Genomic DNA, 24589 nt, shown 5'->3' with positions numbered 1-24589 from the left:
GTACTTCTGCACAAGACGAGGCAGGAGTTCCGACGAGGGATGACGATGGTCAAGGCGCATGTCTCCGCACAAGAGTTGGTCGCCGGAAGGTACCGGCTCCTCGAAGTCGCCGACCGCGAGCCGAACCGCATCACCTGGTACGCGGAGGACGTACAGGCCGAGCGACCGCGACTGGTGACCCAGATCGCGCTCCCGGAGCCACCGAACGCGGACACCGTGCGCCGGACCACCGCCCGCATACTGCGCTCCTCCGAGGTCATGAGCGCGCTGCGGCCGGGCCGGGTGGCCATGGTGATCGACGCCTTCGAGGAGGCCGGCGTGCTCTGGACCGTCACGGAGCTGATCGACGGCACGCCGCTCAGTGAACTCCTGGCCCGGGAACCCACGTTCGACTACGCGCGGGCCGCCCGGGTCGGCCTGGAGGTGCTCGACGTGCTGGATGCCGCCCACGGCGACGGCTACACCCACGGGGAGCTCAGTCCCGGCCAGATCTTCGTCCGTGACAAGGGCCCGGTGGTGATCACAGGATTCGGTCTCGCGGGCGCGACGCTGGCCCCGAGGGTGACCGCACCGTCGTACGCCTCCCCGGAGCAGGCCCGCGACGAGCGCATCGGGCCGGCCGCCGACCTGTGGGCGCTCGGCGCGATCCTGTACACGATGGTCGAGGGGCGGCCGCCGTTCCGGGACCGCGGTCGCGCCGACGCGACCCTGAAAGGAGTGGACCGGCTGCCGCTGCGCACCCCGCTGCGGGCCGGTCCGCTGACCCAGGTGATCCAGGGACTGCTCCGGAAGAGCTCCCGGGAGCGGCTGAGCCGTCCGGTGGTCCGCGACGCGCTGACACGTGTCCTCGACGAGGACCCCGACACGATGCCGCAGCCGGCCCCGGTGCCGCGGCTGCGCGGCGCCTATGTGGCGGCCCGGGCCTCCGGATGGAGCAGGGCCACCATGATCGGCGGGACCGCGCTGGCCGTGGTGACCGTGTCGGTGGCGGTGCTGGCCGCGACCCAGGGCCTGCCGGGCACCTCCTCGGCGGGGTCGGCGTCCAGCGCCTCGGCCACGGCCTCCGGGCCGCGCAACCGCACGGACGGCAAGAGCCCGAGCACCTCCCCCTCCTCCTCGCCCCCGCCCTCCTCCTCGCCCTCCGCCTCGAAGGGCTCGGCGCCGCCCGCCGGCGCGTCACCCGCCGCCTCGGCAACGGCCGGCGCGCTCCCGGCCGGCTTCCGGCGCTACACCGCCCCTGAGGGCTTCTCGGTGGCGCTCCCCACGGGCTGGAAGCGTCTGGACACCGCGCGGGTGAAGGATGTCGCCTACCGCGTCACCTTCGGCCCGGGAGGCGACGATCCGCGCACCCTCGCGGTGACCTACAGCACCCAGGCGGGTCCCGACCCGGTCGCCGTCTGGCGGGACGACGTCGAACCCCAGCTGGAGAAGGAGGCCGGGTACCGGCGGATCGGCCAGATCACGGCAACCACCTACCAGGGCCGAAAAGGGGCGGACATGGAGTGGCTGTCGGGCACCGGCGCCGACCGGGTGCGCACCTTCGGGCGCGGCTTCCTGCTCGGCGGCGGCCGCAGCTTCTCCCTGCGCATCACCGCACCCGCCACGGCCTGGGACGATCCCGCGGACGCACTGGCGAGGAAGACGTTCCTGGCCACGTTCCGGGTCTAGAAGGCGTCCCCGTCGCGCCCGGGACGGGCCGTTTTCACCGCGGTCTGCTGGGGACCCGCACCGTATGGTGCAAATCGGATACACGATGATGACCGAGCAGGCCGGTCCGCGTGATCTCGTGGATCATGTGGTGCGGGCCGAGGAGGCGGGCTTCGACTTCTCGGTGGCGTCGGACCACTATTTCCCGTGGCTGCGCTCACAGGGGCACGCCCCCTATGTGTGGAGCGTCCTCGGCGCCGCCGCCCAGGCCACCTCGCGGATCCCGCTGATGACCTACGTCACCTGCCCCACGATCCGCTACCACCCCGCGATCGTGGCCCAGAAGGCGGCGACCGTGCAGCTGCTCTCCGAGGGCCGGTTCCGGCTCGGGCTGGGCGCGGGCGAGAACCTCAACGAGCACGTCGTGGGCGGCGGCTGGCCGTCGGTGGACGTACGGCACGAGATGCTGGAAGAGGCGGTGGAGATCATCAGGGCGCTGTTCGCGGGCGGCCATGTCAACCACCACGGCACCCACTTCGACGTGGAGTCCGCCCGCCTGTGGGACCTCCCGGACGAACCGCCGCCGATCGGCATCGCGGTCTCCGGCGAGCAGTCCTGCAGGCTCGCCGGGAAACTGGCCGACCTGGTCATCGCGACCGAACCGAAGGCCTCGCTCCTGGACGCCTTCGACCGGCACGGCGGAGCGGGCAAGCCACGCGTCGGCCAGCTGCCGGTGTGCTGGGACCCCGACCGCGACACGGCGGTGAAGCGGGCCCATGCCCAGTTCCGCTGGTTCGGCAGCGGCTGGAAGGTCAACTCCGAACTGCCGCAGCCCGACTCCTTCGAGTCCGCGACCCAGTTCGTCACCCAGGACGACGTGGCCGCCTCCATCCCCTGCGGGGACGACCCGGACGACTTCGTCGAGGCCGTACGGCCCTACGCTCAGGCCGGGTTCGGGGAGATCGCCCTGGTGCAGATCGGCGGCGAGTCGCAGCCGGAGTTCCTGGACTGGTCCCGCAAGACGCTGCTGCCCGCCCTGCGCGACGCGTTCGGCTGATCCCGGCCGGTCGCCGGCCCCCCGGCCGACGGGTCGATAGGCTGCCGGACTGTACGTATGCAGTCCGGCAACCTTCAGGAGCGTCCTCCGTGACCCTGGCGATCGACCCGTCCGCGACGTCCGGCGCGTCCCCGGCACCCCTTTCCGACCTCGTGGCCCGGGACGCGCGCGAGTTCGGCGCCTACGTGCGCACGGGAAGCTGGACGTTCGGGCTGATGGTGGCGCGCAGTGTGCGGCCGGGCGGGCAGGGCGCGGAGGGGACGCCGAAGATCTCGGCGAAGGAGTTCGCCGAGCTGGCCGGCTGCTCCTCGGAACGCGTGATGCGGTACTACAAGGCCTGGGACCGGGCCGCCGACGACGGTCTGGTGCCGCACTTCGAGGCACTCGCCCCGGGCCAGGAGGTCGAACTCCCCGACTCCGACGTGTGGCTGGACTACTACGTCTCCCGCAACAGCGCCACCTCGGAGCGCGGCACCGCCATCGCCGCGGCCGCCGAGGCGGAGGGCATCCGCCCCACCAAGGCCCTGGAGGTGGCCGAGAACCCCACCGCGCTGCGCGCCGCGATCCTCGCCGACCCCTCCACGGCGCGCGCCGCCCGTTCCGCGCTCCTGGACCGCATCAAGGAGGACCCGGACCTCGGGACCGTGCTGGCCCGGGACGTGGTCCGCACCGACGACCTGAAGAAGGCCGTCGCCACCGAGAGCCGCTCCGCCGACCGTATCGGCTACGTCCGGCAGATCGCCGAGTCCGGCCGGATCAGGACCCCGGCCGGGCAGACCCTCGACGCGCCGGCCGAGCTGCGCCAGGAGGCCGAGCGCCACCTGTCCCTCCTCGACGAACTGGACGAGGACGAGGACACCGGCGAGTGGGCGACCGAGGCCTACGACACGATGAAGAACCTGATCGTCGAGGCGGTCGAGGCCGATCCCGGCCTGCGCGTCCAGGAGCGGCGCACCAGGTTCTACAGCAGCCTGCAGAAGGCGACCAGGGCGTTCGAGGAGCTGACCTTCGACGACGCCCAGGACTTCTACGAGGACGACATGCTCCAGCGCCTGGAGGAACTCCAGCAGGCCATCGGCTCCTGCCTGGCCGCGCTGCGCGGTGCGAAGGGCAATTCCGCCTCGGATTGAGCGTTTTTCCTGTGAGAGGGGTACTAGAGGGCACCAAGCCGATCGTTCTCGGAGGCCTCTCGCGTGAACCCCATCGTGCACAGGACCCTGGTGGTACAGCTCCGGACGGAGGGGACGGGCCGCTGTCCCGTCCTCGCCCATCTCTCCTACGACGCCGGTGACCCGTTCGCCGTCACCGCGGTGTTCACCCTGGACGGCCGGGTGCTCGCCCGGTGGCGGCTGGACCGCGAAATGCTGAACGACGGCCTGCGGGAGCCGGTCGGGGTCGGGGACATCCGGCTGCGTCCCGAGCGGCAGGGGCGCTGGAGGGAAGTGCGGATGGAGTTCCTCGGCGATCCGCTGCCCGGCGGCGAGCGCCACCACGCGGTGGTCTTCGTGTGGGCACCCGCCCTGGCCGCGTTCCTGAGCGACACGTTCCTGGCGGTGCCGCCCGGCCGCGAAGAGGTACGGGTGGACGACGTACTCGCGGAGATCCTCGCCACCGGCTGAGTAGCCGTACTCATGTGACTCCCGGGCGGCGCGGCCACGATGGGACGCCCACGACGAGGAGTCCGCCATGACCGCAGTGCACCCCGCCCCGCGACCCGCCCCGCAGCACGTGCCTCGCCGTGTGCCACCCGTCCTGTTCGCCGGGGTCGTGGTGGCGGGCACGGTTGTCTCGGCCTGGGGCGCACGGGACCGCACGACGTGGTTCCTGGAGACGGTGTGGGTGCTCGTCGGCCTCCCGCTGGCGGTGCTGACCTGGCGCCGCTTCCCGTTGACGGGTCTGCTGGCCGGGCTGCTCACGGCGCACGCCCTGGTGCTCGCCGTCGGCGGCCACTACACCTACGCCGAGGTCCCGGTCGGCGACTGGGTGCGGGACACCTTCGGCCTGGACCGCAACCCGTACGACCGCTTCGGCCACCTCATGCAGGGGTTCGTGCCGGCGGTGCTGGTCCGGGAGCTGCTCAGCCGTACCTCCCCGCTGCGCGGAAGCCGGTGGCTGGCGCCGCTCACGGTGTGCGCGTGCCTCGCGTTCAGTGCCTGCTTCGAGCTGCTGGAGTGGCTGGCGGCCGAGATCGGCGGCCACGGCGCGGACGCCTTCCTCGCCACACAGGGCGATGTCTGGGACACCCAGTGGGACATGTTCTGCGCGCTGATCGGGGCCACGCTGTCGGTGCTGCTGCTCAGCCGGGTGCACGACCGGCAGCTGCGGAGCCTGGAGGCGGCTCAGCGGGCGCTGTGACGGCGCCGCGCCCACAGCGGCACGGCGTACCAGCACAGCAGGTACCAGACGAGCACGGCGGCGACCACCCAGGTGACATACCCACCGCTGGTGGCCACCCGGAGGATGAGCACCAGGGACGCCGTCATGGTGGCCAGCAGCAGGAACAGCCCGATCGAGGTGAGCCGGGAGGCGAGGCGGACCGCCTCCGGCTTGACCCTGCGGCCGGAGACCAGCCGGTGCAGGGAGACCGGACCGATGAGGGCGCCGGTCGCCGATGCGCCGAGGACGACGGTGACGATGTAGATGGTCTTGTCCACGTGGGACAGGTGGGCGTACTTCTGCTGGAAGACCACGGTGAGCAGGAAGCCGAAGAGGATCTGGACACCGGTCTGGGCGACCCGCACCTCCTGGATCAGGTCGGTCCACATCCGGTCGGCGCGCTCGTCCTCCGTCTCGTGGCGCCCTCTCCGCGTCTCCTCGTCCGTCATGGGGAGCGTGTAACCCTCCGCCGGTTCGTTCAAACGGCCGAGGCCGGGAGCCGCGCGGCGGCCGCTCCCGGCCCCGCGGGCCCTACCAGCGGCTCTCCACCTGGTCCTTGATACGGCGGTCGTACAGCTCCCGGATCGCGGTGACCGTGTCCGCGGGCAGCGGCGGCAGCTTGGCGGCGGCCGCGTTGGCGCGGGCCTGCTCCGGGTTGCGGGCACCGGGGATCACCGTGGTCACGCCGGGCTGCTCGATGATCCAGCGCAGGGCGAGCTGGGCCGGGGAGTAGCCCTCGGGGGCGAGGGCGGCGAACTCGGCGGCGGCCTCCACGCCCGTCGCGTAGTCCACGCCGGAGAAGGTCTCGCCCTGGTCGAAGGCCTCGCCGTGCCGGTTGTAGGTGCGGTGGTCGTCGGCCGCGAAGACGGTGTCCTTGGTGTACTTGCCGGACAGCAGACCGGAGGCGAGCGGCACCCGCGCGATGATGCCGACACCGGCCTCCCGGGCGGCCGGCAGGACCTCGCGCAGGGGCTTCATGCGGAACGGGTTGAGGATGATCTGCACACTGGCCACGCCCGGACGGGCGATCGCGGTGAGCGCCTCGGCGCAGGTCTCGACGCTGACCCCGTAGGCCGCGACACGCTCCTCCTCGACCAGGGTGTCGAGGGCGTCGAACACCTCGTCGGTGGAGTACACCGGGGTGGGCGGGCAGTGCAGCTGGACCAGGTCGAGCCGGTCGACGCCGAGGTTGCGGCGCGACCGGTCGTTCCACGCGCGGAAGTTGTCCAGGACGTAGTTCTGCGGGATCTGGTCGACCCGGCGGCCCATCTTGGTGGCCACCAGGACGTGCAGGTCCTGCCTGCTGCGCAGGAAGGTCGCGATGGTCTGCTCGCTGCGGCCGTCGCCGTACACGTCGGCGGTGTCGAAGAAGGTCACCCCGGACTCGGCCGCCGTCTCCAGGACGGCCAGCGCCTCCTTGTCGTCCACCTCGCCCCAGTCGGCACCGAGCTGCCATGTGCCGAGGCCGACGACCGATGCCCACTGTCCCGACCTGTCGATTACACGTTCGTCCATGGCGACAGTCTGTCATCCGCCGCCGACAACGGTGTCACGGGCCGAGCACCGGCGCCGGGCTATGGCGTCAGCTGTGCCTGGACCGCCGGGCCGTAGCGGTCGGCCAGGTCGGCGATCGTGTTCTCGCGCAGGCGTGGGCCGCGGGCGATGCCGTACATGACGCCCAGGCCGATGAGCTGGGCGACGGCCAGTTCGGCGCGCAGGCCGGGGTCGGGGCCGGTCAGCCTGGCGGCGAGGGCGTCGACCACGTGGGCGCGGAAGTTGGCGCGCAGCACGTCGCCCTGGTCCCCGTGCAGGGGGGCGAAGACGATCCGGAGCAGGGGGTCGGCGCCCCGGTCGCGCTGGCTCTCCAGGACGTGCCGGACCATGTGCCGGCCGAGTTCCTCCAGGGGTGCGGCGAGGAGGGCGTCCGCGTCCGCGTCGAAGGACATCACGCGGGCGAAGAGGCGCTCCTTGTTGCCGAAGTACTTGAGGACCAGCGGTGCGCTGACCCCGGCGCGTTCGGCGACGTCCTTGAGGGTGATGTCGGCGTGCGCGTGCCGGGCGAGGAGGTGGCGGGCGGCCTTGAGGATGGCCGCCTTGGTGGCCGCCGCGTCCCGGCGGGCGGGCACGGCCGGGGCACCGGGCCGACTGCTCACGGCGCTCACGCTCCCTCCAGCGCGCCGCCGCGGGTGCCCTCGGCCTGGCGCCCGGCGGACAGGTCGGCGGTGGACGTGCCGCTGCCGCTGTCCCGGGCCCTGTCGCCGGGGATGGAGAGGGCCGCGGCGCTGGCCGCCAGGGCGACGGCGCAGGCCATCGCGAAGGCCAGCAGGTAACCGTGCAGGGTGGGGACCGGGGCACCGCCGACGAGGCTGGTGTGATGGGTGAGGACGGCGGCCACGGCGGCGCTCGAGGTGGCCTGCCCGATGGTGCGCATCAGGACGTTGACGCCGTTGGCGGAGGCGGTCTGGCTCGCCGGGACGGCCCGCAGGATGAGGGTGGGCAGGGCCGAGTAGGCCAGGGTGGTGCCGGTGGCGACGACGGTGGCGCCCAGGATGATCATCCAGAGGTCGCGGCTGTCGGCGATGCGCAGCACGTAGCCGCAGGCGATGACGGCGGCGCCGAGGGCGAGGGTGACGCGCGGGCCGCGGGCGGCGGAGATCCGTGCGGAGACCGGGGAGAACAGCAGCATGGTGACGCCACCGGGGAGCAGACACAGGCCGGTGGCCACGATCGACAGGCCGAGGCCGTATCCGGTGGCCTTGGGCGCCTGCACCAGTTGGGCGGTGACCAGGGAGTTGGCGTAGAAGGCGAATCCGGTGAGCAGGGCGGCGACATGGGACAGGCCGACCCGGGGCCGCGCCACCAGGTGCAGGTCGACCAGCGGTCGCTCGGTGCGCAGTTGCTGCCACCACCACAGGGCCAGCACCAGGACGGCGGCGGCGAACAGGCCCAGCACCCGCGGGCTGCCCCAGCCCCACTGGCCGCCCTGGGAGACGCCGAGCAGCAGACAGGTCAGGGCGACGGCCAGCCCGAGCGCGCCGAGCACGTCGAACCGGCCGGGTTCGCGCACCGGGGACTCCCGGACCGCCCACCACACCGCGGCCACGCCGAGCGCGCCGAGGAGGCTGGTGAGCCAGAACATGGTGTGCCAGTCGTAGTACTGCACCACCAGCGCGGCCAGTGGCAGGCCCAGCGCGGCGCCGATGCCGACCGTCGAGCTCATCAGCGCGACCGCCGATCCCCGCCGCTCGGGCGGCAGTTCGTCGCGCAGGATGCTGATCGACAGCGGTACGACGGAGGCGGCGGCACCCTGCAGGGCGCGGGCGGCGATGAGCACGGCGATGTCCGAGGACAGGGCGCACATGACGGAGCCCACGGTCATCAGGGCGAGGGCCCCGGTGAGGACCCGCCGCTTGCCGTACATGTCGCCGGCCCGGCCGAGCACGGGGGTGAGGACGGCCCCGGAGAGCAGGGTCGCGGTGACCGTCCAGGAGACGGCGCCGGCCGAGGAGTGGGTGAGCCGGGGCAGGTCCGGCAGGAGCGGGACGACCACCGTCTGCATGACGGCCATCAGGATCCCGCCGAAGGCCAGGACCGGGATCGTCAGCCGCCGCCGCAGCGGGGGCGGTGCGGCGGACGACTCCGACGGACCGGCTGTGGGGACGGGCTGGTCCATCGGCACTCCTGCGGGCGACGCGACGTGACAGGTGAATATGAATTCACCCTATCGGGTGAATGGTTTTTCACCTACGCAGGCCCGGGACCGTCCGGCTGCTACGACCGCGTGTACAGGGCGCGCGCGGCCCGTGGTCCGAGCCACCGCTTGAACCGGCGCAGCACCTCCAGCCGCCCGGCCGCCCTGTCGAGGCCGTAGTAGAGCTGCGGGGGCACGTAGGGCAGCAGTGGTGAGTGGCGCTGGCCGAGCAGGGCGAACATGCGGTGCGGGGGCAGGCCGATGTAGCGGGGCAGGTTCTCGTACCACTGGGCGCTCAGCCGGGCGGCACTCTGGGCGGAGAGCAGTTCGGAGCGGCGCTGCCGCTCGTAGGCGGCGAGGGCCTGCGGCACGGCACCGTGCTCGCGCAGGGCGCCGGCGAGGCACATCGCGTCCTCCAGGGCGAGGGTGGTGCCGGCGCCGATGGAGTAGTGGGTGGTGTGGGCGGCGTCGCCGAGCAGGACCAGGTTGCCGTGGTACCAGCTGCGGTTGGTGACGGTGCGGAAGGCGGGCCAGGCGGCGGCGGAGCCGCCGATCAGCGGACAGCCGTCCAGGACTCCGGCGAACAGCTTCTCCAGCAGGGCCAGTTGACCTGTCTCGTCCATCGCGTCCAGACCCAGGCCGACCAGGGTCTCGGGGGCGCACTCGATGACGCAGGTGCTGTGCTCGGCGTCGTACGGGTAGCCGTAGCACCAGACCCAGCCGTGGGCGGTCTCGGCGAAGGCGAAGGTGAAGGAGTCGAAGACCCGGGTGGTGCCGAGCCAGACGTAGGGGTTGCGGCCCTCGGTGGCCCGGGTCCCGAAGTGGTCGGCGTGCCGGGTGCGCAGGGCGCTGTGGATGCCGTCGGCGGCGACCACCAGGTCGGCGTCGGGGAGGTTCTCGGGCGTGATCTCCGCCTCGAACTCCAGCCGTACTCCGAGCGAGCGGGCGCGGTCGGCGAGGATCTCCAGCATCCGGTGGCGGCCGATGCCGTGACCCAGGTCGCCGGGCTGCCGGGCGATCCGTTCGCCGACGTGGGCGACGCCCTGGTTCCAGCGCACCGAGCTCTCCTCGATCGCGCGCGCCGACTCGGGGTCGTGCGCGTGCAGCCGGTCGAGCAGGGCGCGCCAGTACGTGACGCCCCAGCCGTAGGTCGAGCCCTCGGGGTTCCGTTCATGGACGGTGATGTCATGGGCCGGGTTTTGCCGCTTGAGCAGGATCGCGAGATACAGGCCCGCGGGCCCGCCTCCGACGCAGTCGACCTTCACGCACACACCCCTGGGATTCACCGAACGTGGCCAATTGGCACCGCAGGGTAGCAGCGCGCCCGGCGTCCGGCCGGGTTTGCGAATCGCGCCAGATTGACGCCGTGAGCCACGCCACCCGGACGGCGGACCGCCGCCAAAGATCGACGGGAACCGCCCCGCCCGAGCAAGGAATTCGCCGTTCCGGAATCGCCGATCCCTCCACTCCGGCAAGATCATCTTCGTTAAATCTTGTATGACATGTAGTCAATTGTCCTGATCGTGGCCAACCCGATCCGGGCGATTTCCCCCGCCGGGAAACCGGCGGATAGGCATACGGAGTCATCACCCGCACCCACCACAGGAGGCGTCCGTATGCCCGGACTCACCCGCCGTCGCGCACTCACCGCAGGGGCCCTGCTGGCCACCGCCGCCGGTACCCAGACACTCCTCGCGCCCGGCGCACCGGCCGCATCCCACTCGCACGGGGGACCCCTCGAACCCTTCGACGAGATCTACAAGGGCCGCCGCATACAAGGCCGTCCGGGCGCCATGGGCGGCGGCATGGGCGGTATGGGCGGCGGTATGGGTGGCGGCCGTCGCCACGGTCACGGCGGCGGATACGCGGTGTTCGTGGACGGGGTGGAGCTGCACGTGATGCGGAACGCCGACGGCAGCTGGATCAGCGTGGTCAGTCACTACGACCCGGTCGCCACTCCGCGCGCCGCCGCCCGCGCGGCGGTCGACGAGCTGCAGGGCGCCGCGTTGCTGCCCTTCCCCGCCAACTGACCGCCCCCCGCACAGAATTCCGGAGCCCCGAGCCACATGACCGTACGCAAGAACCAGGCCGCCCTGACCGCCGACGAGAAGCGGCGGTTCGTCGCCGCCGTCATCGAGCTGAAGCGCAGCGGGCGTTACGACGACTACGTGCGCACGCACAACGCCTTCATCATGTCCGACACCGACGACTCCGAGCGCACGGGCCACCGTTCGCCGTCGTTCCTGCCCTGGCACCGCAGATTCCTGCTCGACTTCGAGCGGGCCCTCCAGTCGGTGGACCCCTCGGTGGCGCTCCCCTACTGGGACTGGAGCGCCGACCGGACCGTCCGCTCCTCGCTGTGGGCGCCGGACTTCCTGGGCGGTACCGGACGCGCCTCCGACGGGCGGGTGACGGACGGCCCGTTCGCCGCGTCCGCCGGCAACTGGCCGATCAACGTGCGGGTGGACGCCCGTACTTATCTGCGCAGGTCGCTCGGGGCCGGCGTGCGCGAGCTGCCCACCCGGGCCGAGGTCGACTCGGTGCTGTCCATCGCGACCTACGACATGGCTCCCTGGAACAGCGCCTCGGACGGCTTCCGGAACCACCTGGAGGGCTGGCGCGGGGTCAACCTGCACAACCGGGTCCACGTCTGGGTCGGCGGCCAGATGGCCACCGGTGTCTCCCCCAACGACCCGGTGTTCTGGCTGCACCACGCCTTCGTCGACAAACTGTGGGCCGAGTGGCAGCGCCGGCATCCGCAGGCGGCGTACGTCCCGGGTGGCGGCACACCGGACGTGGTGGACCTGGACGAGACCATGAAGCCGTGGAACGACGTGCGTCCTGCCGATCTGCTCGACCACACGCGGTTCTACACGTTCGACACCGCCGCGGCCTGACCCGGCGGCCCGATCAGGCGTCCGCGGTACGGCACTCCGGGTGGCCCCAGCCCTGCGCGTTCTTGGCGATGGGCTCGCCGGCCGCGTAGGAACGCCCGCACAGGCAGCGGCCGGGGAACTTCGCCTTGATCGTGCGGGCGCCGGCGGCGGACCCGGCCGTCTTCTTGCGCGGGGCCGCCTTGCGGCGCGGGGCCGCGGCGGAGGCGGCGGGCGTCGGGGACGGCGGCGGCACCGGGGAGCCGAGGGCGCTGCCCGCGGCCTCCTGGACCGTGGCCGCCTGGCTGGCCGCGCGGTCGGCGAAGTCGTTGAGCGGGTCGCCGTCGACCTGGTGGGCGGGGACGTAGCGGAAGTCGACCGTGCGGCCGTCGAGGAGTTCGTCGATGCGGACGACCAGGTCCTGGTTGGCGACCGGCTTGCCGGCGGAGGTCTTCCAGCCGTTGCGCTTCCAGCCGGGCAGCCAGGTGGTGACCGCCTTCATGGCGTACTGCGAGTCCATCCGGACTTCCAGCGGCACGTCCGGTTCCACGGCCGTGAGCAGCCGTTCCAGGGCGGTCAGTTCGGCGACGTTGTTGGTGGCCCTGCCGAGCGGTCCCGCCTCCCAGCGGGCCGGGGTCGCCGCGTCGTCGGACACCACCCAGGCCCAGCCGGCCGGTCCTGGGTTTCCCTTAGAAGCCCCGTCGCACGCGGCCACCACTCGTTCACGCATGGCCCCGATCATGCCACGGCCCGCCGGACCGGCCGGCCGTGGCCCGGTGTGCGCGCTGCTCAGTCGTCCTTGAGTGACGGGAGTTCGCCCTCGGTGGTGTTGATGTCGATCACCGAGAAGCCGGCGCCCTGCGGATCGCTGAGCGCCGCGAACCGGCCGAAGGGCATGCTCAGCGGACCGAAGCGGAGCACCCCGCCGAGCTCGGTGGCCCTGGCGACGGCCTCGTCGCAGTCTGCGACGGTGAAGTACACGTTCACGTACGACGGCACCTCGGGCGGGAACTCGTCGCCCATCCGCATCCGCCCGAGGACGGTGTTCCCGTCCACGTCGAACATCCGGAAGTCGACCTTGTCGTCCTCGATCCGCCTGGCCGTGTAGGGGAAGACGGCGGTGAGGAAGGGGTCGGTCCTCTCGGGCTCGCGGGTGAAGACCTCCGCCCAGCAGTAGGCGCCGGGCACGGCCGTGGCCTCGAAGCCCTCGTGGTCACCGCCCTGCCAGATGCCGAACACCGCGCCGCCGGGTTCCCGGGCCAGGCACATCGTGCCCGCCTCGCCGACCCGCAGCGGCTCCATCAGCACCTCGCCACCGTGCTCCCGGATCCGCGCGGCGGCGGCCACGGCGTCCGGTGAGGCGAAGTACAGGCACCACTGCGGCTGGCCCTCCTGACCGGGCATGGGCGGTACGACGGCGGCGACGGCCTTGCCGTCCGCGTAGGCCTGGGTGTAGCCGCCGTGCTCCGACGACGACTCGCCGAAGGTCCACCCGAGGACGGCGCCGTAGAAACTCTTGGCCCCCTCCAGGTCGCCGAACATCGCGTCGGCCCAGCAAGGGGTGCCTTCAGCTTGTACCGCCATGGCCACGGCCCTTCCGATCGTGCCGGATTGTCCCGGCTCCTCACGCTAGCCATCCGACGGTCCGCCCGCGCGCCGAACCGCGGGCTCCGGCGGACACTGGGAGGGACGGCGGACCGGGACGGCCGACCGGGACGGAGAGCGCGGCCGGGCCGGGAAGGGTGGCGGGGTTCGGCGGACGGGGTGCGGTATGACGGACATGATGCGGGCGTGGTCGGTGGTGCGGCCCGGGCCGGTCGAGGCGGATCCGCTGCGGCTCGTCGAACGGCCGGTGCCGGTGCCCGGTCCGGACGAGCTGCTGGTCCGGGTGCGGGCCTGCGGGGTGTGCCGCACCGACCTGCACGTCACGGAGGGCGATCTGCCGGTGCGCAGGCCCGGGGTGACGCCGGGGCACGAGGTGGTCGGCGAGGTGGCGGGCCTGGGCTCCGGGGTGGCCGACTTCACCGTCGGCGACCGGGTCGGGGTGGCCTGGCTGCGGCGCACGGACGGGGAGTGCGCGTACTGCCTGCGGGGCGCCGAGAACCTGTGCCCGCGCTCGCGGTACACCGGCTGGGACGCCGACGGCGGGTACGCGCAGTACACGACGGTACCGGCGGGGTTCGCGTACCGGCTGTCCGGGACCCTGGACGACGTGGCGCTCGCGCCGCTGCTGTGCGCGGGGATCATCGGCTACCGCGCGCTGCGCCGGGCCTCGCTCCCTCCGGGCGGCCGGCTCGGCCTCTACGGCTTCGGCGGCAGCGCCCATCTGTGCGCCCAGCTGGCGGTGGCGCAGGGCGCGCGGGTGCATGTGGTCACCCGGGGTGCCGAGGCCCGGCGACTGGCCCTGGCGCTGGGCGCGGCCTCGGCCCGGGACCTCGCCGAGCCGCCGCCCGAGCCGCTGGACAGCGCCGTCCTGTTCGCTCCCGTCGGCGATCTCGTGCCGGTCGCGCTGCGCGCCCTGGACCGGGGCGGCGTGCTGGCGGTCGCGGGCATCCACCTCAGCGACGTGCCGCCGCTGAACTACGAGCGTGAGCTGTTCTACGAGCGGGAGCTGCGCAGCGTCACCTCCAACACCCGGTCCGACGGACGGGAGTTCCTGGACCTCGCCGAGCGGCACCGGATCCGCGCCACCACGCACACCTACCCGCTGTCCGAGGCTCCGCGGGCGCTGCGGGACCTGAAGGCCGGGCGCTTCGACGGGGCCGCGGTGCTGGTGGACGACCTTTCCTGAGTCCAACCCCAGCCCGGCCAGGGCACGAGAGCGGGCCACCGGCGCATGATCGACGAACGCAACCTTTTCCGCCCCGGCCTCCAGGTTTGCGCAACCACAGCCCGCAGCCGCCCCTTTCACGCCGTACCCGTAGATCACCACGGCTGTTTGGCTAGGCCGTGCGCACCACCACCTCGCACACCACCGACCCTTCGGGTCACCGTCGTTCAGCTCTCTGCTGGAGGGAATGTGTCCACACCGGACAGCGTCATCGGTTCCGCCGTCGACGAGCCCGAGCCGGATCCGACCACCGACGGGCAGCTCACCAGTCTGAGCACCCGGGCGGCACGCCAGCTCGCCACGACCACCAAGTCAGAGCCGCAGATGCAGGCCATCACCTCGCGGTGGCTGCTGAAGACACTGCCGTGGGTGGACGTCAAGGGCGGCACCTACCGGGTGAACCGGCGCCTGCAACTGCGCACCGGGCGCGGTCGGGTGAGCTTCGAGCAGAACGGCGGGGACGACATCCGGGTCATCCCGGGGACCCTCACCGAACTGCCCATCCTGCGCGGCTACGACAACCCCGACGTGCTGGCCGAGCTCGCCGCCCGCTTCCAGCCCCGCGAAGTGCGCGCCGGGCAGCTGCTGTTCGAGGCCGGACAGCCGGTCACCGAAACGTACCTGGTGGTGCACGGGCGGTTCACCAGGTACGCGGCCGGCAAGTACGGCGACGAGGAGGTCGTCGGGGTCGTCACCGACGGCGACCAGATGGGCGACGAGGCGGTCGGCCAGACCGACCCGCTCTGGCTCACCTCGGTCCGCGCGGAGACCGCGGGGGTGGTGCTGGCGCTGCCCTGGGCGGTCGCCGAGGAGATCATGGACCGGGAGCCGTCGCTGGGCGCCCACCTCCGGGCGTTCGTCGACCGGCAGCGGCTGCCGATGAACCGCAAGGGCGAGGCCGAGGTGCCGGTGCAGGCGGGCCACGTCGGTGAGGAGACCCTGCGCGGCGGCTTCGTGGACTACGACCTGACGCCGCGCGAGTACGAACTGTCGCTGACCCAGACGGTGCTGCGGGTGCACTCCCGGGTGGCCGACCTCTACAACCACCCGATGGACCAGACCCAGCAGCAGCTGCGCCTGACCGTCGAGGAGATCCGCGAGCGCCAGGAATGGGAGCTGGTCAACAACCGCGAGTTCGGGCTGCTGCACAACATCGACTACGGGCAGCGGATCAGCTCCTTCACCGGGCCGCCGACCCCGGACGACATGGACGAGCTGATCTCCATGCGCCGCAAGACCAAGGTGATCCTGGCCCATCCGAAGGCGATCGCGGCCTTCTTCCGGCAGTGCAACCGGCGCGGCCTGGTACCGCCCAGCGTGAACATCGACGGGCACGAGATCCCGGCCTGGCGCGGGGTCCCGATCTACCCGTGCAGCAAGATCCCGATCAGCGACGACCACACCAGCAGCATCATCGCGCTGCGCACCGGCGAGGCCGACCAGGGGGTCATCGGCCTCTACCAGACCGGTATCCCCGAGGAGTTCCAGCCCGGCCTGAACGTCCGCTTCATGGGCATCAACGAGCAGGCCGTCGTCAACTACCTGGTCACCGCCTACTACTCGATGGCCATCCTCGTCCCCGACGCGGCCGGGATCCTGGAGAACGTCCAGCTCGGCCGCACCGCCGACTGACGGCCCGGAGCACAGCCATGAGCACAGCCACCACGTCCTACGCCCTGCCCGGCCCGCCGAACCTCGCGCGGAGTCTGCGCCCGGGCCGGCGCACCGGGGCGGTCCCCGGACTCCACTACCGGCCCGCCGTGCCCGCCGACCCGGAGAAGGCCGCCGAGCTCGACCGGCGCCTGGAGGCCTGGGCCCGGGAACTCGACCTGTTCCCCGAGGCCTGGAAGGGGGACTTCTCCGGCTTCCAGTTCGGCCGGGCCGTCGTCCTCCAGCATCCGGGCGGTCTCGACCTGGACCGCCTCACCGCCGCCGGCAAGCTGCTGCTGGCCGAGAACATCGTGGACTCCTGTTACTGCGAGGAGGACGAAGGGCGCGGCGGATCCAGGCGCGGGCTCGGCGGTCCGCTGATCATCGCCCAGTCGGCGCTCGACCCCTACCACGGCATCCCCGAGCTGGAGGAGGAGTGGCGCGCGGGCATCGCGGCCGACGGCCCGCTGCGCTCCTACCACTTCGCCCTCGCGGACTTCGCCGCCTTCGCCACCCCGAGCCAGACCGACCGGTTCGTCCACGACATCGCCCGGCTGCACCTCGGGTACCTCGGGGAGGCCGCCTGGATGGAGACCGGGTACATGCCGCGGGTCTGGGAGTACCTGGTGATGCGGCAGTTCAACAACTTCCGGCCCTGTCTGTCGATCGTCGACGCGGTGGACGGCTACGAACTGCCCGAGCAGCTCTACGCCCGCCCGGAGATCCAGCGGATCACGGCGCTCGCCTGCAACGCCACCACGATCGTCAACGACCTGTACTCCTTCACCAAGGAGCTGGCGAGCGACCCGGACCACCTCAATCTGCCCCAGGTGGTGGCGGCCAACGACCGGTGCGGGCTGAAGGCGGCCTATCTGAAGTCGGTCGGCATCCACAACCGGATCATGGAGGCCTTCGAGGCGGAGTCGGCCGCCCTGTCCGCGGGATCGCCGCTGGTCGCGCGCTACGCCGAGGGACTGGCCGCCTGGGTCTCCGGCAACCACGAGTGGCACGCCACCAACACCAACCGCTACCACCTGCCCGACTACTGGTAGCACCGAGCCACCTTCGAAGAACCGATACACCGTCAGAGACACGTCGAGGAGAACCTGTTGACCACCGCCCCTGTCACTCGGAAGACCACCACGTCAGCCCCGGTGCCGACGCAGTCCAGGTACCAGAACAGCGTCGCGGAGTACTGGAACGCCGAGGAGAACCCGGTCAACCTCGAACTCGGAAAGATCGACGACCTGTACCACCACCACTACGGCATCGGTGAGGCCGACTGGTCGGTGCTCGACGAGCCCGACCCCGAGTTGCGCAAGGAGCGCGTCACCAGCGAGCTGCACCGCCTGGAGCACGCCCAGGCCGAGCTGCTGGCCGGCCATCTCGGCGCCCTCACCCCCGCCGACCGGGTCTTCGACGCCGGCTGTGGCCGGGGCGGCGGCAGCATCGTGGCGAACCTCCGCTACGGCTGCCACTCCGACGGCGTCACCATCTCAGCGAAGCAGGCGGACTTCGCCAACGCGATGGCCCGCAAGCGGGGGGTCGGCGACAAGGTCCGCTACCACCACCGGAACATGCTGGACACCGGCTTCGAGACGGGCGCGTACGCGGCGTCGTGGAACAACGAGTCGACGATGTACGTCGAGCTGGAGCTGCTGTTCGCCGAGCACGCCCGGCTGCTGCGCCGCGGCGGACGCTACGTGACGATCACCGGCTGCTACAACGACACCTATGGCCGGGCCTCCCGTGAGGTGTCGCTGATCAACGCGCACTACATCTGCGACATCCACCCGAGGTCGGAGTATTTCCGGGCGATGGCCAAGAACCGGCTGGTCCCCGTCCACGTGGAGGACCTCACCCAGGCGACGATCCCGTACTGGGAACTGCGCAAGCAGGCCGATCACCTGGTCACGGGCATCGAGGACGCGTTCCTCGACGCGTACAAGAACGGCAGCTTCCAGTATCTGCTGATCGCGGCCGACCGGGTCTGACCGTGGTGGGGACGGGGGCGGTGTCCACGGACACCGCCCCCGTCCCCGTGCGGGTCACTCCCCCGCGTACGCCTTGCGCAGCGCGGCGATGTCGAGCTTGCCCATGGCGTACATCGCCCGGGTGGTGCGCGCCGCCTTCTCCGGGTCCGGGTCGCCGATCATCTCGATCAGCCCCTCCGGGACGACCTGCCAGGACACTCCGTACCTGTCCTTGAGCCAGCCGCACGGGCCGGGCTCGCCGCCGTTCTCCGTGAGCTTCGCCCAGTAGTGGTCGACCTCCTCCTGGCCGTCGCAGTAGATCTGGAAGGAGATCGCCTCGTTGAACGTGAACTGGGGGCCGCCGTTGAGCGCGACGAACCGGTGCCCGTTGGCCGTGAAGTCGACGGCGATCACCGAGCCCGCGGGCCCCGGCCCGGCCTCGGTGTAGCGGCCGACCCGGCCGATGCTGGAGTTCTTGAAGATCGACACGTAGTAGTGGGCGGCTTCCTCGGCCTGGCCGTCGAACCAGAGACACGTGGTGAATCCGTCGGTGGTCATGGGCACCTCCTGGAGCGTGGAACGCGGTCATGTGTACCGACCGCCGCACGCCGGAAAACTCATCGGCCGTGCCGCGATCCGCGCGGGACGGGGGCAGAACCGCGGTCAGGCGGCCAGGCACATGCCCCGGTGGCTGTTCGACGCGGCCCGCCGCCGGGTGAACTCCGTCTGCACCAGGGTGAGCAGACCCCCGAGGTCGAGGCCGAGCGCCCGGGCGGCGGCCCCGAGCACCTCCGAGGAGGCCTCCTTGCGGCCGCGCTCGATCTCGGAGAGGTACGGCAGGGAGATCCGGGCCGTCTCGGCGACCTCCTTGAGGGTGCGCTCCTGGGCCAGCCGCTCCTGGCGCAGCACGTCTCCGAGGAGGTCGCGCCAGAGCGGCTCCCTGGGCTCGGGGGCCGGCTCCGGCTCCTGCGGGCGCAGCGGGATGACACGGGCGTGGTTCTGCGATGGGCTGGTCACCCCCTCACCCTAAAAGCAGTGGCGCGTGGAAGGCAGGGATCGGCATTCTGCCCTGCGTGGACGCACGGGAATTGCGGGCGGGTGATCCGCGGTTGCGGGACATCTTCGACCAGGACGCCGAGCGGTACGACCGGGCGCGGCCCCGATATCCCGCCTCCCTGACCGAGCGGCTGATCCGGGCGACGGGGGCCGCGCCGGGGATGCGGACCCTGGAGATCGCCCCGGGCACCGGGCAGCTCACCGTCGATCTGGCCGGCTCCGGATGTGCGATCACCGCCGTGGAGGTCGGTCCGCGCATGGCAGCGGCGGCCCGCCGACGGCTGGCGGCCTTCGCGGACGTGGAGGTGGTGGTCGCGGCCTTCGAAGAGTGGGAGCCGCCGGCGGAGCCCTTCGACGCTGCGGTCTGCGCGACCGCCTTCCACTGGATCGACCCGGCCGTGCGGCTGCCGAAGACGGCCGGGGTGCTGCGCCCCGGCGGAGTGCTCGCTGTCATCGCCACCCACCACGTGGCGGGCGGCACCGAGGACTTCTTCGCCGAGGTCCAGGAATGTTACGAACGCTGGGATCCGGCCACTCCGCCCGGGTTGCGCCCGACCCGTGAGTCCGACCTCGCGACCGACACGGGAGAGTTCACCGGCTCCCCGTACTTCACCGACGTCACCGTGCACGGTCACGCCCAGGAGATCACGTACACCGCCGACCGGTACCTGGACGTGCTCCTGACCTACTCGAACCATCGCGCGCTCCCCGAGGCCGCGCGGAACGGGCTGCTGGCGGACATCCGGGAGCTGATCGAGTCGCGGTACGACGGTGTCGTCACCAAGCGGTACTGGCACGAGCTGATCACCGCGGTGCGCGTCGTGGGGTGAGCGTCGGCGCCACGGACACCACCGGATGTTTTCCGCCAGTCGTGGGAACAGGGTGCATGCGTCGCGTCACCCGGGGTACCCGATCGGCGAGAGACGCATGGCACGTCCGATTCCGGGTATCCGGGCGAGGACAAAAGCAGGTCAGGGCCGGTGCGACGCAGTCGAACCGGCAGCCGTGGCATCTTGACTCACGTGGGAGAGGGAATGAACACCGCCGGGATCCGGTCGGAAGCAGTGGACACCGCTCAGCCCGTCGAGGCGTGGACGGACGCAGCCCTGCCGGGAATCGAGGACCCGAAGAGTGTCGCGCCCCGCGACGCGCGGGGGCTTTCCCGCCAGTTCTTCCAGCGGCTCGGCGAGCTGGAGGAGGGTACGCCCGAGTACCAGTACGCCCGCAACACGCTCATCGAGATGAACATGTCGCTCGTCAGGTTCGCGGCCGGCCGGTTCCGCAACCGGGGCGACGACATGGAGGACATCGTCCAGACCGGGATGATCGGCCTGATCAAGGCCATCGACCGGTTCGAGCTGTCGCGGGAGGTCGAGTTCACCTCCTTCGCGTTGCCGTACATCGTGGGCGAGATCAAGCGGTTCTTCCGCGACACCACCTGGGCGGTGCACGTACCGCGGCGGCTCCAGGAACTGCGCGTGGAGCTGGCCAAGGCCCGTGAGGAACTCTCCAGCCGGCTGGACCGGGACCCGACGGTCGCCGAGCTGGCCACGCTGATGAACCTGTCCGAGGAGGAGGTGGTCGAGGGCCAGCTGGCCTCCAACGGCTACAACTCCTCCTCCCTGGACGCCGCCCTCACCGGGGACGGCCCGGAGGACGGCGAGGCGGTGCTGGCCGACTTCATCGGTGTCGAGGAGCACGGGCTGACGCTCGTCGAGGACTTCCAGTCGCTGGCCCCGCTCATGGCCGAGCTGAGCGACCGGGACCGGGAGATCATCCACCTGAGGTTCGTCGAGGAGGCCACCCAGGCGGAGATCGGCGAGCGGCTCGGCTGCTCCCAGATGCATGTCTCCCGCCTGATCAAGCGGATCATCACCCGCCTGCGCCAGGGGATGCTGGGCGAACTCGGCTGCGCCTGAGGGCGGGGTTCCCGGGCGCTGCCCCGCACCGGCGCGTCGGGCGGCGCCCGCGGTGGTCCTTCAGTTCACGGTTCGGCTCAGGGCGGCGTTCAGCCGGGGAAACGCACCACGGCACGCACCCGCTTGCCGACCGGCACCAGCTCGGCGGTGACCTCGCTGGCCACGGCGTGCACGATCTCCAGGCCGTGACGGCCGATCCGCTCGGGATCCTTGGGGAAGCGCCGGGGCAGGGCGTCGCTGCTGTCGTAGACACAGACCTGGACCGCCCTGTCCGTGCCCTCCAGTTCCAGGATGTACGGGCCGTTGCTGTGCCGGTCGGCGTTGGTGATCAGCTCGCTGACCACGAGGAGCAGCTCGCCGTCGACCCTGGGATCGATCGTCGCGCACCACTCCGTCCTGAGCTGCTCCAGGAAACGGGCTGCGAAATCCCGCGCCTCGGCGATGCATCCCGGCTCACCGGTGTAGTGCGCGGACCGCCGCAGCGGTTCCACGGGTACGTCGAAGCCAGTCGATATCACTGCCCCGCCCAGGTGTTCGATCATGCGTTTCTCTCTCGGAGGCCGGCCCCGCCGGTCGCTGTTACCACCATGCTCGTACCCCGAGTGTGCCCCCGCAGTCCACCGGAACGTTCGCCGACCGCGCACAAACGGCGTCACGCCGGTCACACGGCCGGGAACCGGCGAGTCAGGACGCCGGGGCCGCGGGGGACACCGCGGACTCGGGGCCGGGGGACGGCGGGGAGGCCGGGGACTCGGAGGCCGGTGCCTCGGACTTCGGGGACTGCGGTGACGGCGGTCCGGACCGCGGGGACTGCGGCTCCTGCGACTTCGACGACGGCGACTCGCTCTTGGACGACTCGCTCTTGGGCGACTCGCTCTTCGGCGACTCCGACGTGTGGGAGTGCGACGAGGACGGCGGCTTCGACCCGGGCGGCTGCGACGACGGGGCGTTCGGCGAGGACTGGTTCGACGCCGGGGGGTTCGAGCCGCCGCCCGGGCTGGCCGGGGTCGAGGGACCGGGGGAGGCGGGCGGGTTCATGGGGTTGGGGTGAGCCGGGGGCTTCGCCGGGCGGTCGTGCTGTCCGGTGTGGTCGCCCCGGTGGCGGTCGAACCAGTCGTGGTGCTCGTGGTCGAAGAGCACGAAGACGTCGACGACCCGTGCGGCGGGAGCGACGGCGACCACGTCCCCCGGCCGGTACCCGGGCCACGCGGCGCCCACGGTCCGCGGCGCGGTCCGCTGCGCGACCGGCGGGGTCAGCGGGTTTCCGCAGGCGCAGCGCACCCGGGGCACGCCGTGCGCGTCGACCAGGACCGCGGTGCCCGCCTGCAGGACGGCCTGGTAGGTGGTGGCGCCGCCGTCGCGGTAGCCGTGGCCGGTGACCCGGGTGTCCGCGCGCAGCTGCACGGGAGTGAGGGAGCGCAGATAAGCCGGGACGCCGGCCGGCTGGACGCCGACCTGCGCGGCGAACACCTTGTTGCGCGGGGGCGAGGCCTGGAAGTACCTGATCTGCTGCTCGACGTCGCAGCTGCTGCTGTTCTTGGTGCCGCTGTAGAGGCCGGGGGCGCCGCCGTCCACCCCGCGCACCTCGTTCGCGGGGGCCGTCGCCGCGCCCGACGCAGCCGGGGCGGCGGAGGCGCTGACGGTCTTCGTGGCGGTGGACCGGGTGAACGGGTCCTGGCCGGAGCTGTTGGCGGACTGCAGGAACACCTCGCCCGGTCTGCCGGACCCCGCCGTGCGGGTGAGGACCACGGCCAGGGCCGCGACGACCACGACGGCGGTGGTGAGCATCGCGATCCGGGGCGCGGACCGCCACCACGCCCCGGGCGGCCCGCCGCCCCGGCCGTCGCCCGGACCACCGCCGTGGCTGTCGCCGGGACCGCCGCCATGGCGGTCGCCCCGCCCGCCGCCGGGACCGCCGCCGTGGCCCGCGTCGCCCTCCGGCGGCTGGGGCGGGGGTCCGGCGGGTGGCCTGGAGGGCCCGGACAGCGGGCCGGAAGGTGGCCCCGTGGGGCGGCCGGACGACGGCGGTTCGACACTCACGCGCTCATCTCCCGTGGCAGTGAACCGAGCAAAGCGCACCGCAGCAAGCGGCATTCACGAAAAATGCCCCATATGAGGAGCAATGAGCCCAATGTGCGCCGGTCCCGTGCCGTCCGCAAGCCGACGCGAACGGCCCACCCGGAGGGCGGGGCGACCGCGTGTTGCCTAGCGTGACGGTGTGAGCCCCCGCATCGTCCGCGACCGGCCGGTGGCCGCGCCGGCCCGCCGCGGTGTGGTTCGGCACGGCTGGCCCCCGGCCCTGGCCGTGGTCCTGGCCGCCCTGCTCGGCATGGCCGTGGTGGCCGCCGGGGGACTGTGGGCGGCCGGCGCGACGGACCTGCCCGGGGACGCGTTCGCGCCGGTGGTGTGCGCGACCGTGGTGACGGCCGTCGGCGGCACCGTGGAGCTGTCCGGGAACGCGGGCGCGCTGGCCCGGACCAACGCCGGGCTGACCGTCGTACCGCTGTCCGTGACGCTGGTCGGGGCGCTGGTCGTCGCCGGGGGTTTCCTGCGGCCGTTGCGGCACCGCGCCGTGGCCGCGGCCGGGGAGCTGGCCGGGTGGGCGGCCCGGATCGGGGTGCTGTGGCTGCTCGGGCTGGTCGGCCTCGCCCTCGGCGCCCGCCACACCTTCGCGGTCGACGTGGGCGACGGGACGCTCAGCGACCTCACCGGGCTGCTGGACACGGCACCGCGGGTGGGGTTCACCACGGACGTGCCGCTGACGGCCGGGTACGGACTGCTGTGGCTCGCCGGAATCCTGGTGCTGGCGCTGCTGGTCGCACCCGGGGCGCCGCTGCCCGGACGGCTGCTGCGCTTCCAGGCGTCGGTGCGCCCCGCCGCGTATGCCATGGTCGTGCTGGTGCTGGCGTACGTGGCGCTGGCTCTGCTGGTCGCGGTGGTCGCGATGATCACGCGCGGGCACGCCAGGGGGACCCTCGCCGTGATCCTGCTCGGGCTGCCCAACCTGGCCTGGACGGCCCTCACCCTGGGTCTCGGCGTCACCTGGGACGGCAGGGTCGAAGGCCCGTTCGGGCTGCCGGTGCCGCGGGTGCTCGCCGAGGTGCTGCGCACCCCGGACGTCTCGGCCCTGAACCTGCGCACCGTCGCCGCACACGACGGCCGCTGGTGGTGGCTGGCCGTGATCGCCGCGGTGCTGCTGCTCGCGGTGGCCTTCCTGATGGCGGCCCGCTCCCCCGCCCGGATCCGCGCCTGGCAGCACGCCGTGCACCTGGGGGTCGCCCTGGCCCTGACGATGCTGACGCTCTGTCTGGCCGGACGGGTCAGGGCGCACTACGGTCTGTCCCTGCTCGGCATCGGCGACGTGGGCGGCAACCTGTCCGGTGAGCTGCTGCTGAGGCCGAGGCTGTGGTCGGCGGTGGGCCTGGGCGCGCTGTGGGGGCTGATCGCCGGGTTCCTGGGGGCCTGGCCGGCCCGCGCCGTGCCCCGGCGGGGCGAGGTGGCGGCCCGCAGGCCCTGA

General features: G+C 72.2%; 25 protein-coding genes. 14 read left to right on the top strand and 11 right to left on the bottom strand.

What is annotated here, in order from left to right; translation table 11 throughout:
• Positions 1-39: 39 nt before the first annotated feature.
• From ACZ3KP_RS36525 to ACZ3KP_RS36505, 5 genes are all read left to right on the top strand, one after another.
• Entirely contained in the window at positions 40-1668 is a 1629-nt protein-coding gene (locus tag ACZ3KP_RS36525; protein ID WP_467504951.1) for a serine/threonine protein kinase, read from the top strand.
• Between the two features lie 64 nt (positions 1669-1732).
• Entirely contained in the window at positions 1733-2704 is a 972-nt protein-coding gene (locus ACZ3KP_RS36520) for an LLM class F420-dependent oxidoreductase (protein ID WP_467504949.1), read from the top strand.
• Between the two features lie 89 nt (positions 2705-2793).
• Positions 2794-3834, top strand: coding sequence for a hypothetical protein (locus ACZ3KP_RS36515; protein WP_467504947.1), 1041 nt, complete (start codon positions 2794-2796; stop codon positions 3832-3834).
• 63 nt (positions 3835-3897) lie between these two features.
• Positions 3898-4323 carry an SsgA family sporulation/cell division regulator gene (locus ACZ3KP_RS36510; protein WP_358982085.1) on the top strand — a complete coding sequence of 142 codons (426 nt, stop codon included), beginning with the start codon at positions 3898-3900 and terminating at the stop codon, positions 4321-4323.
• Between the two features lie 67 nt (positions 4324-4390).
• Complete coding sequence (locus ACZ3KP_RS36505; protein ID WP_467504945.1) at positions 4391-5059, top strand: DUF2238 domain-containing protein; 669 nt, start codon at positions 4391-4393, stop codon at positions 5057-5059.
• On the opposite strand, the gene ACZ3KP_RS36500 is transcribed toward ACZ3KP_RS36505, so the two are convergent.
• The 5 genes from ACZ3KP_RS36500 to ACZ3KP_RS36480 form a co-directional block, all read right to left on the bottom strand.
• Complete coding sequence (locus ACZ3KP_RS36500) at positions 5044-5529, bottom strand: DUF6328 family protein (protein ID WP_467504943.1); 486 nt, start codon at positions 5527-5529, stop codon at positions 5044-5046. The two genes, ACZ3KP_RS36505 and ACZ3KP_RS36500, sit on opposite strands and share 16 nt — an antisense overlap.
• An 82-nt stretch (positions 5530-5611) precedes the next feature.
• The gene (locus ACZ3KP_RS36495) at positions 5612-6595 is read right to left on the bottom strand and encodes an aldo/keto reductase (protein ID WP_467504941.1); all 984 of its coding nucleotides are present in this window, start codon (positions 6593-6595) and stop codon (positions 5612-5614) included.
• A gap of 59 nt (positions 6596-6654) precedes the next feature.
• The gene (locus ACZ3KP_RS36490; protein WP_467504940.1) at positions 6655-7242 is read right to left on the bottom strand and encodes a TetR/AcrR family transcriptional regulator; all 588 of its coding nucleotides are present in this window, start codon (positions 7240-7242) and stop codon (positions 6655-6657) included.
• On the bottom strand, positions 7239-8753 hold the full coding sequence (locus ACZ3KP_RS36485; protein ID WP_467504939.1) for an MFS transporter: 1515 nt from the start codon (positions 8751-8753) through the stop codon (positions 7239-7241). Before ACZ3KP_RS36485 ends, ACZ3KP_RS36490 begins: the two co-directional genes overlap by 4 nt.
• 98 nt (positions 8754-8851) lie before the next feature.
• Positions 8852-10042 (bottom strand): FAD-dependent monooxygenase, encoded by a 1191-nt coding sequence (locus tag ACZ3KP_RS36480; RefSeq protein WP_467504937.1) that lies wholly within the window; start codon positions 10040-10042, stop codon positions 8852-8854.
• A gap of 345 nt (positions 10043-10387) precedes the next feature.
• Here ACZ3KP_RS36480 and melC1 point away from each other — a divergent pair, with 345 nt between their 5' ends.
• The gene (gene melC1, locus ACZ3KP_RS36475) at positions 10388-10801 is read left to right on the top strand and encodes an apotyrosinase chaperone MelC1 (RefSeq protein ID WP_467504936.1); all 414 of its coding nucleotides are present in this window, start codon (positions 10388-10390) and stop codon (positions 10799-10801) included.
• A gap of 36 nt (positions 10802-10837) precedes the next feature.
• Entirely contained in the window at positions 10838-11668 is an 831-nt protein-coding gene (gene melC2, locus ACZ3KP_RS36470) for a tyrosinase MelC2 (protein ID WP_467504934.1), read from the top strand.
• Between the two features lie 13 nt (positions 11669-11681).
• Here melC2 and ACZ3KP_RS36465 read toward each other — a convergent pair whose 3' ends face one another.
• Entirely contained in the window at positions 11682-12386 is a 705-nt protein-coding gene (locus ACZ3KP_RS36465; RefSeq protein WP_467504932.1) for a ribonuclease H family protein, read from the bottom strand.
• Between the two features lie 47 nt (positions 12387-12433).
• Positions 12434-13228, bottom strand: a complete 795-nt coding sequence (locus tag ACZ3KP_RS36460; RefSeq protein ID WP_467504931.1) for a VOC family protein — start codon at positions 13226-13228, stop codon at positions 12434-12436.
• A 199-nt stretch (positions 13229-13427) separates the two neighbouring features.
• Between ACZ3KP_RS36460 and ACZ3KP_RS36455 the strand changes: the two genes are divergently transcribed.
• From ACZ3KP_RS36455 to ACZ3KP_RS36440, 4 genes are all read left to right on the top strand, one after another.
• Entirely contained in the window at positions 13428-14435 is a 1008-nt protein-coding gene (locus ACZ3KP_RS36455; RefSeq protein ID WP_467505048.1) for a zinc-binding alcohol dehydrogenase family protein, read from the top strand.
• A 228-nt stretch (positions 14436-14663) separates the two neighbouring features.
• Positions 14664-16106 carry a family 2B encapsulin nanocompartment shell protein gene (locus ACZ3KP_RS36450; protein ID WP_467504929.1) on the top strand — a complete coding sequence of 481 codons (1443 nt, stop codon included), beginning with the start codon at positions 14664-14666 and terminating at the stop codon, positions 16104-16106.
• A 17-nt stretch (positions 16107-16123) separates the two neighbouring features.
• Positions 16124-17176, top strand: a complete 1053-nt coding sequence (locus ACZ3KP_RS36445) for a family 2 encapsulin nanocompartment cargo protein terpene cyclase (RefSeq protein WP_467504927.1) — start codon at positions 16124-16126, stop codon at positions 17174-17176.
• Positions 17177-17233: 57 nt separating this feature from the next.
• Complete coding sequence (locus ACZ3KP_RS36440) at positions 17234-18118, top strand: geranyl diphosphate 2-C-methyltransferase (RefSeq protein ID WP_132894044.1); 885 nt, start codon at positions 17234-17236, stop codon at positions 18116-18118.
• A 54-nt stretch (positions 18119-18172) separates the two neighbouring features.
• Here ACZ3KP_RS36440 and ACZ3KP_RS36435 read toward each other — a convergent pair whose 3' ends face one another.
• Complete coding sequence (locus tag ACZ3KP_RS36435; protein WP_132894046.1) at positions 18173-18655, bottom strand: VOC family protein; 483 nt, start codon at positions 18653-18655, stop codon at positions 18173-18175.
• A gap of 105 nt (positions 18656-18760) precedes the next feature.
• The gene (locus ACZ3KP_RS36430) at positions 18761-19114 is read right to left on the bottom strand and encodes a helix-turn-helix domain-containing protein (protein ID WP_358982100.1); all 354 of its coding nucleotides are present in this window, start codon (positions 19112-19114) and stop codon (positions 18761-18763) included.
• Positions 19115-19161: 47 nt separating this feature from the next.
• On the opposite strand from ACZ3KP_RS36430, the gene ACZ3KP_RS36425 reads away from it, so the two are divergent.
• Positions 19162-19983, top strand: coding sequence for a class I SAM-dependent methyltransferase (locus ACZ3KP_RS36425; RefSeq protein ID WP_467505046.1), 822 nt, complete (start codon positions 19162-19164; stop codon positions 19981-19983).
• A 204-nt stretch (positions 19984-20187) separates the two neighbouring features.
• Entirely contained in the window at positions 20188-21072 is an 885-nt protein-coding gene (locus ACZ3KP_RS36420) for an RNA polymerase sigma factor SigF (RefSeq protein WP_358982103.1), read from the top strand.
• Positions 21073-21161: 89 nt separating this feature from the next.
• Here the strand turns inward: ACZ3KP_RS36420 and ACZ3KP_RS36415 are convergent, their stop codons facing one another.
• Positions 21162-21614, bottom strand: coding sequence for an ATP-binding protein (locus tag ACZ3KP_RS36415; RefSeq protein ID WP_467504923.1), 453 nt, complete (start codon positions 21612-21614; stop codon positions 21162-21164).
• 142 nt (positions 21615-21756) lie between these two features.
• Entirely contained in the window at positions 21757-23112 is a 1356-nt protein-coding gene (locus tag ACZ3KP_RS36410; protein ID WP_467504922.1) for a DUF6777 domain-containing protein, read from the bottom strand.
• Between the two features lie 178 nt (positions 23113-23290).
• Here ACZ3KP_RS36410 and ACZ3KP_RS36405 point away from each other — a divergent pair, with 178 nt between their 5' ends.
• Positions 23291-24589: a streptophobe family protein gene (locus tag ACZ3KP_RS36405; protein WP_467504920.1), complete on the top strand. Its 1299-nt coding sequence runs from the start codon at positions 23291-23293 to the stop codon at positions 24587-24589.

It is taken from the genome of Streptomyces sp. NPDC020958 (genome assembly GCF_055562175.1).
Note: the sequence above shows the minus strand (reverse complement) of the source record. Positions and strands in the feature narration are given on the sequence as shown.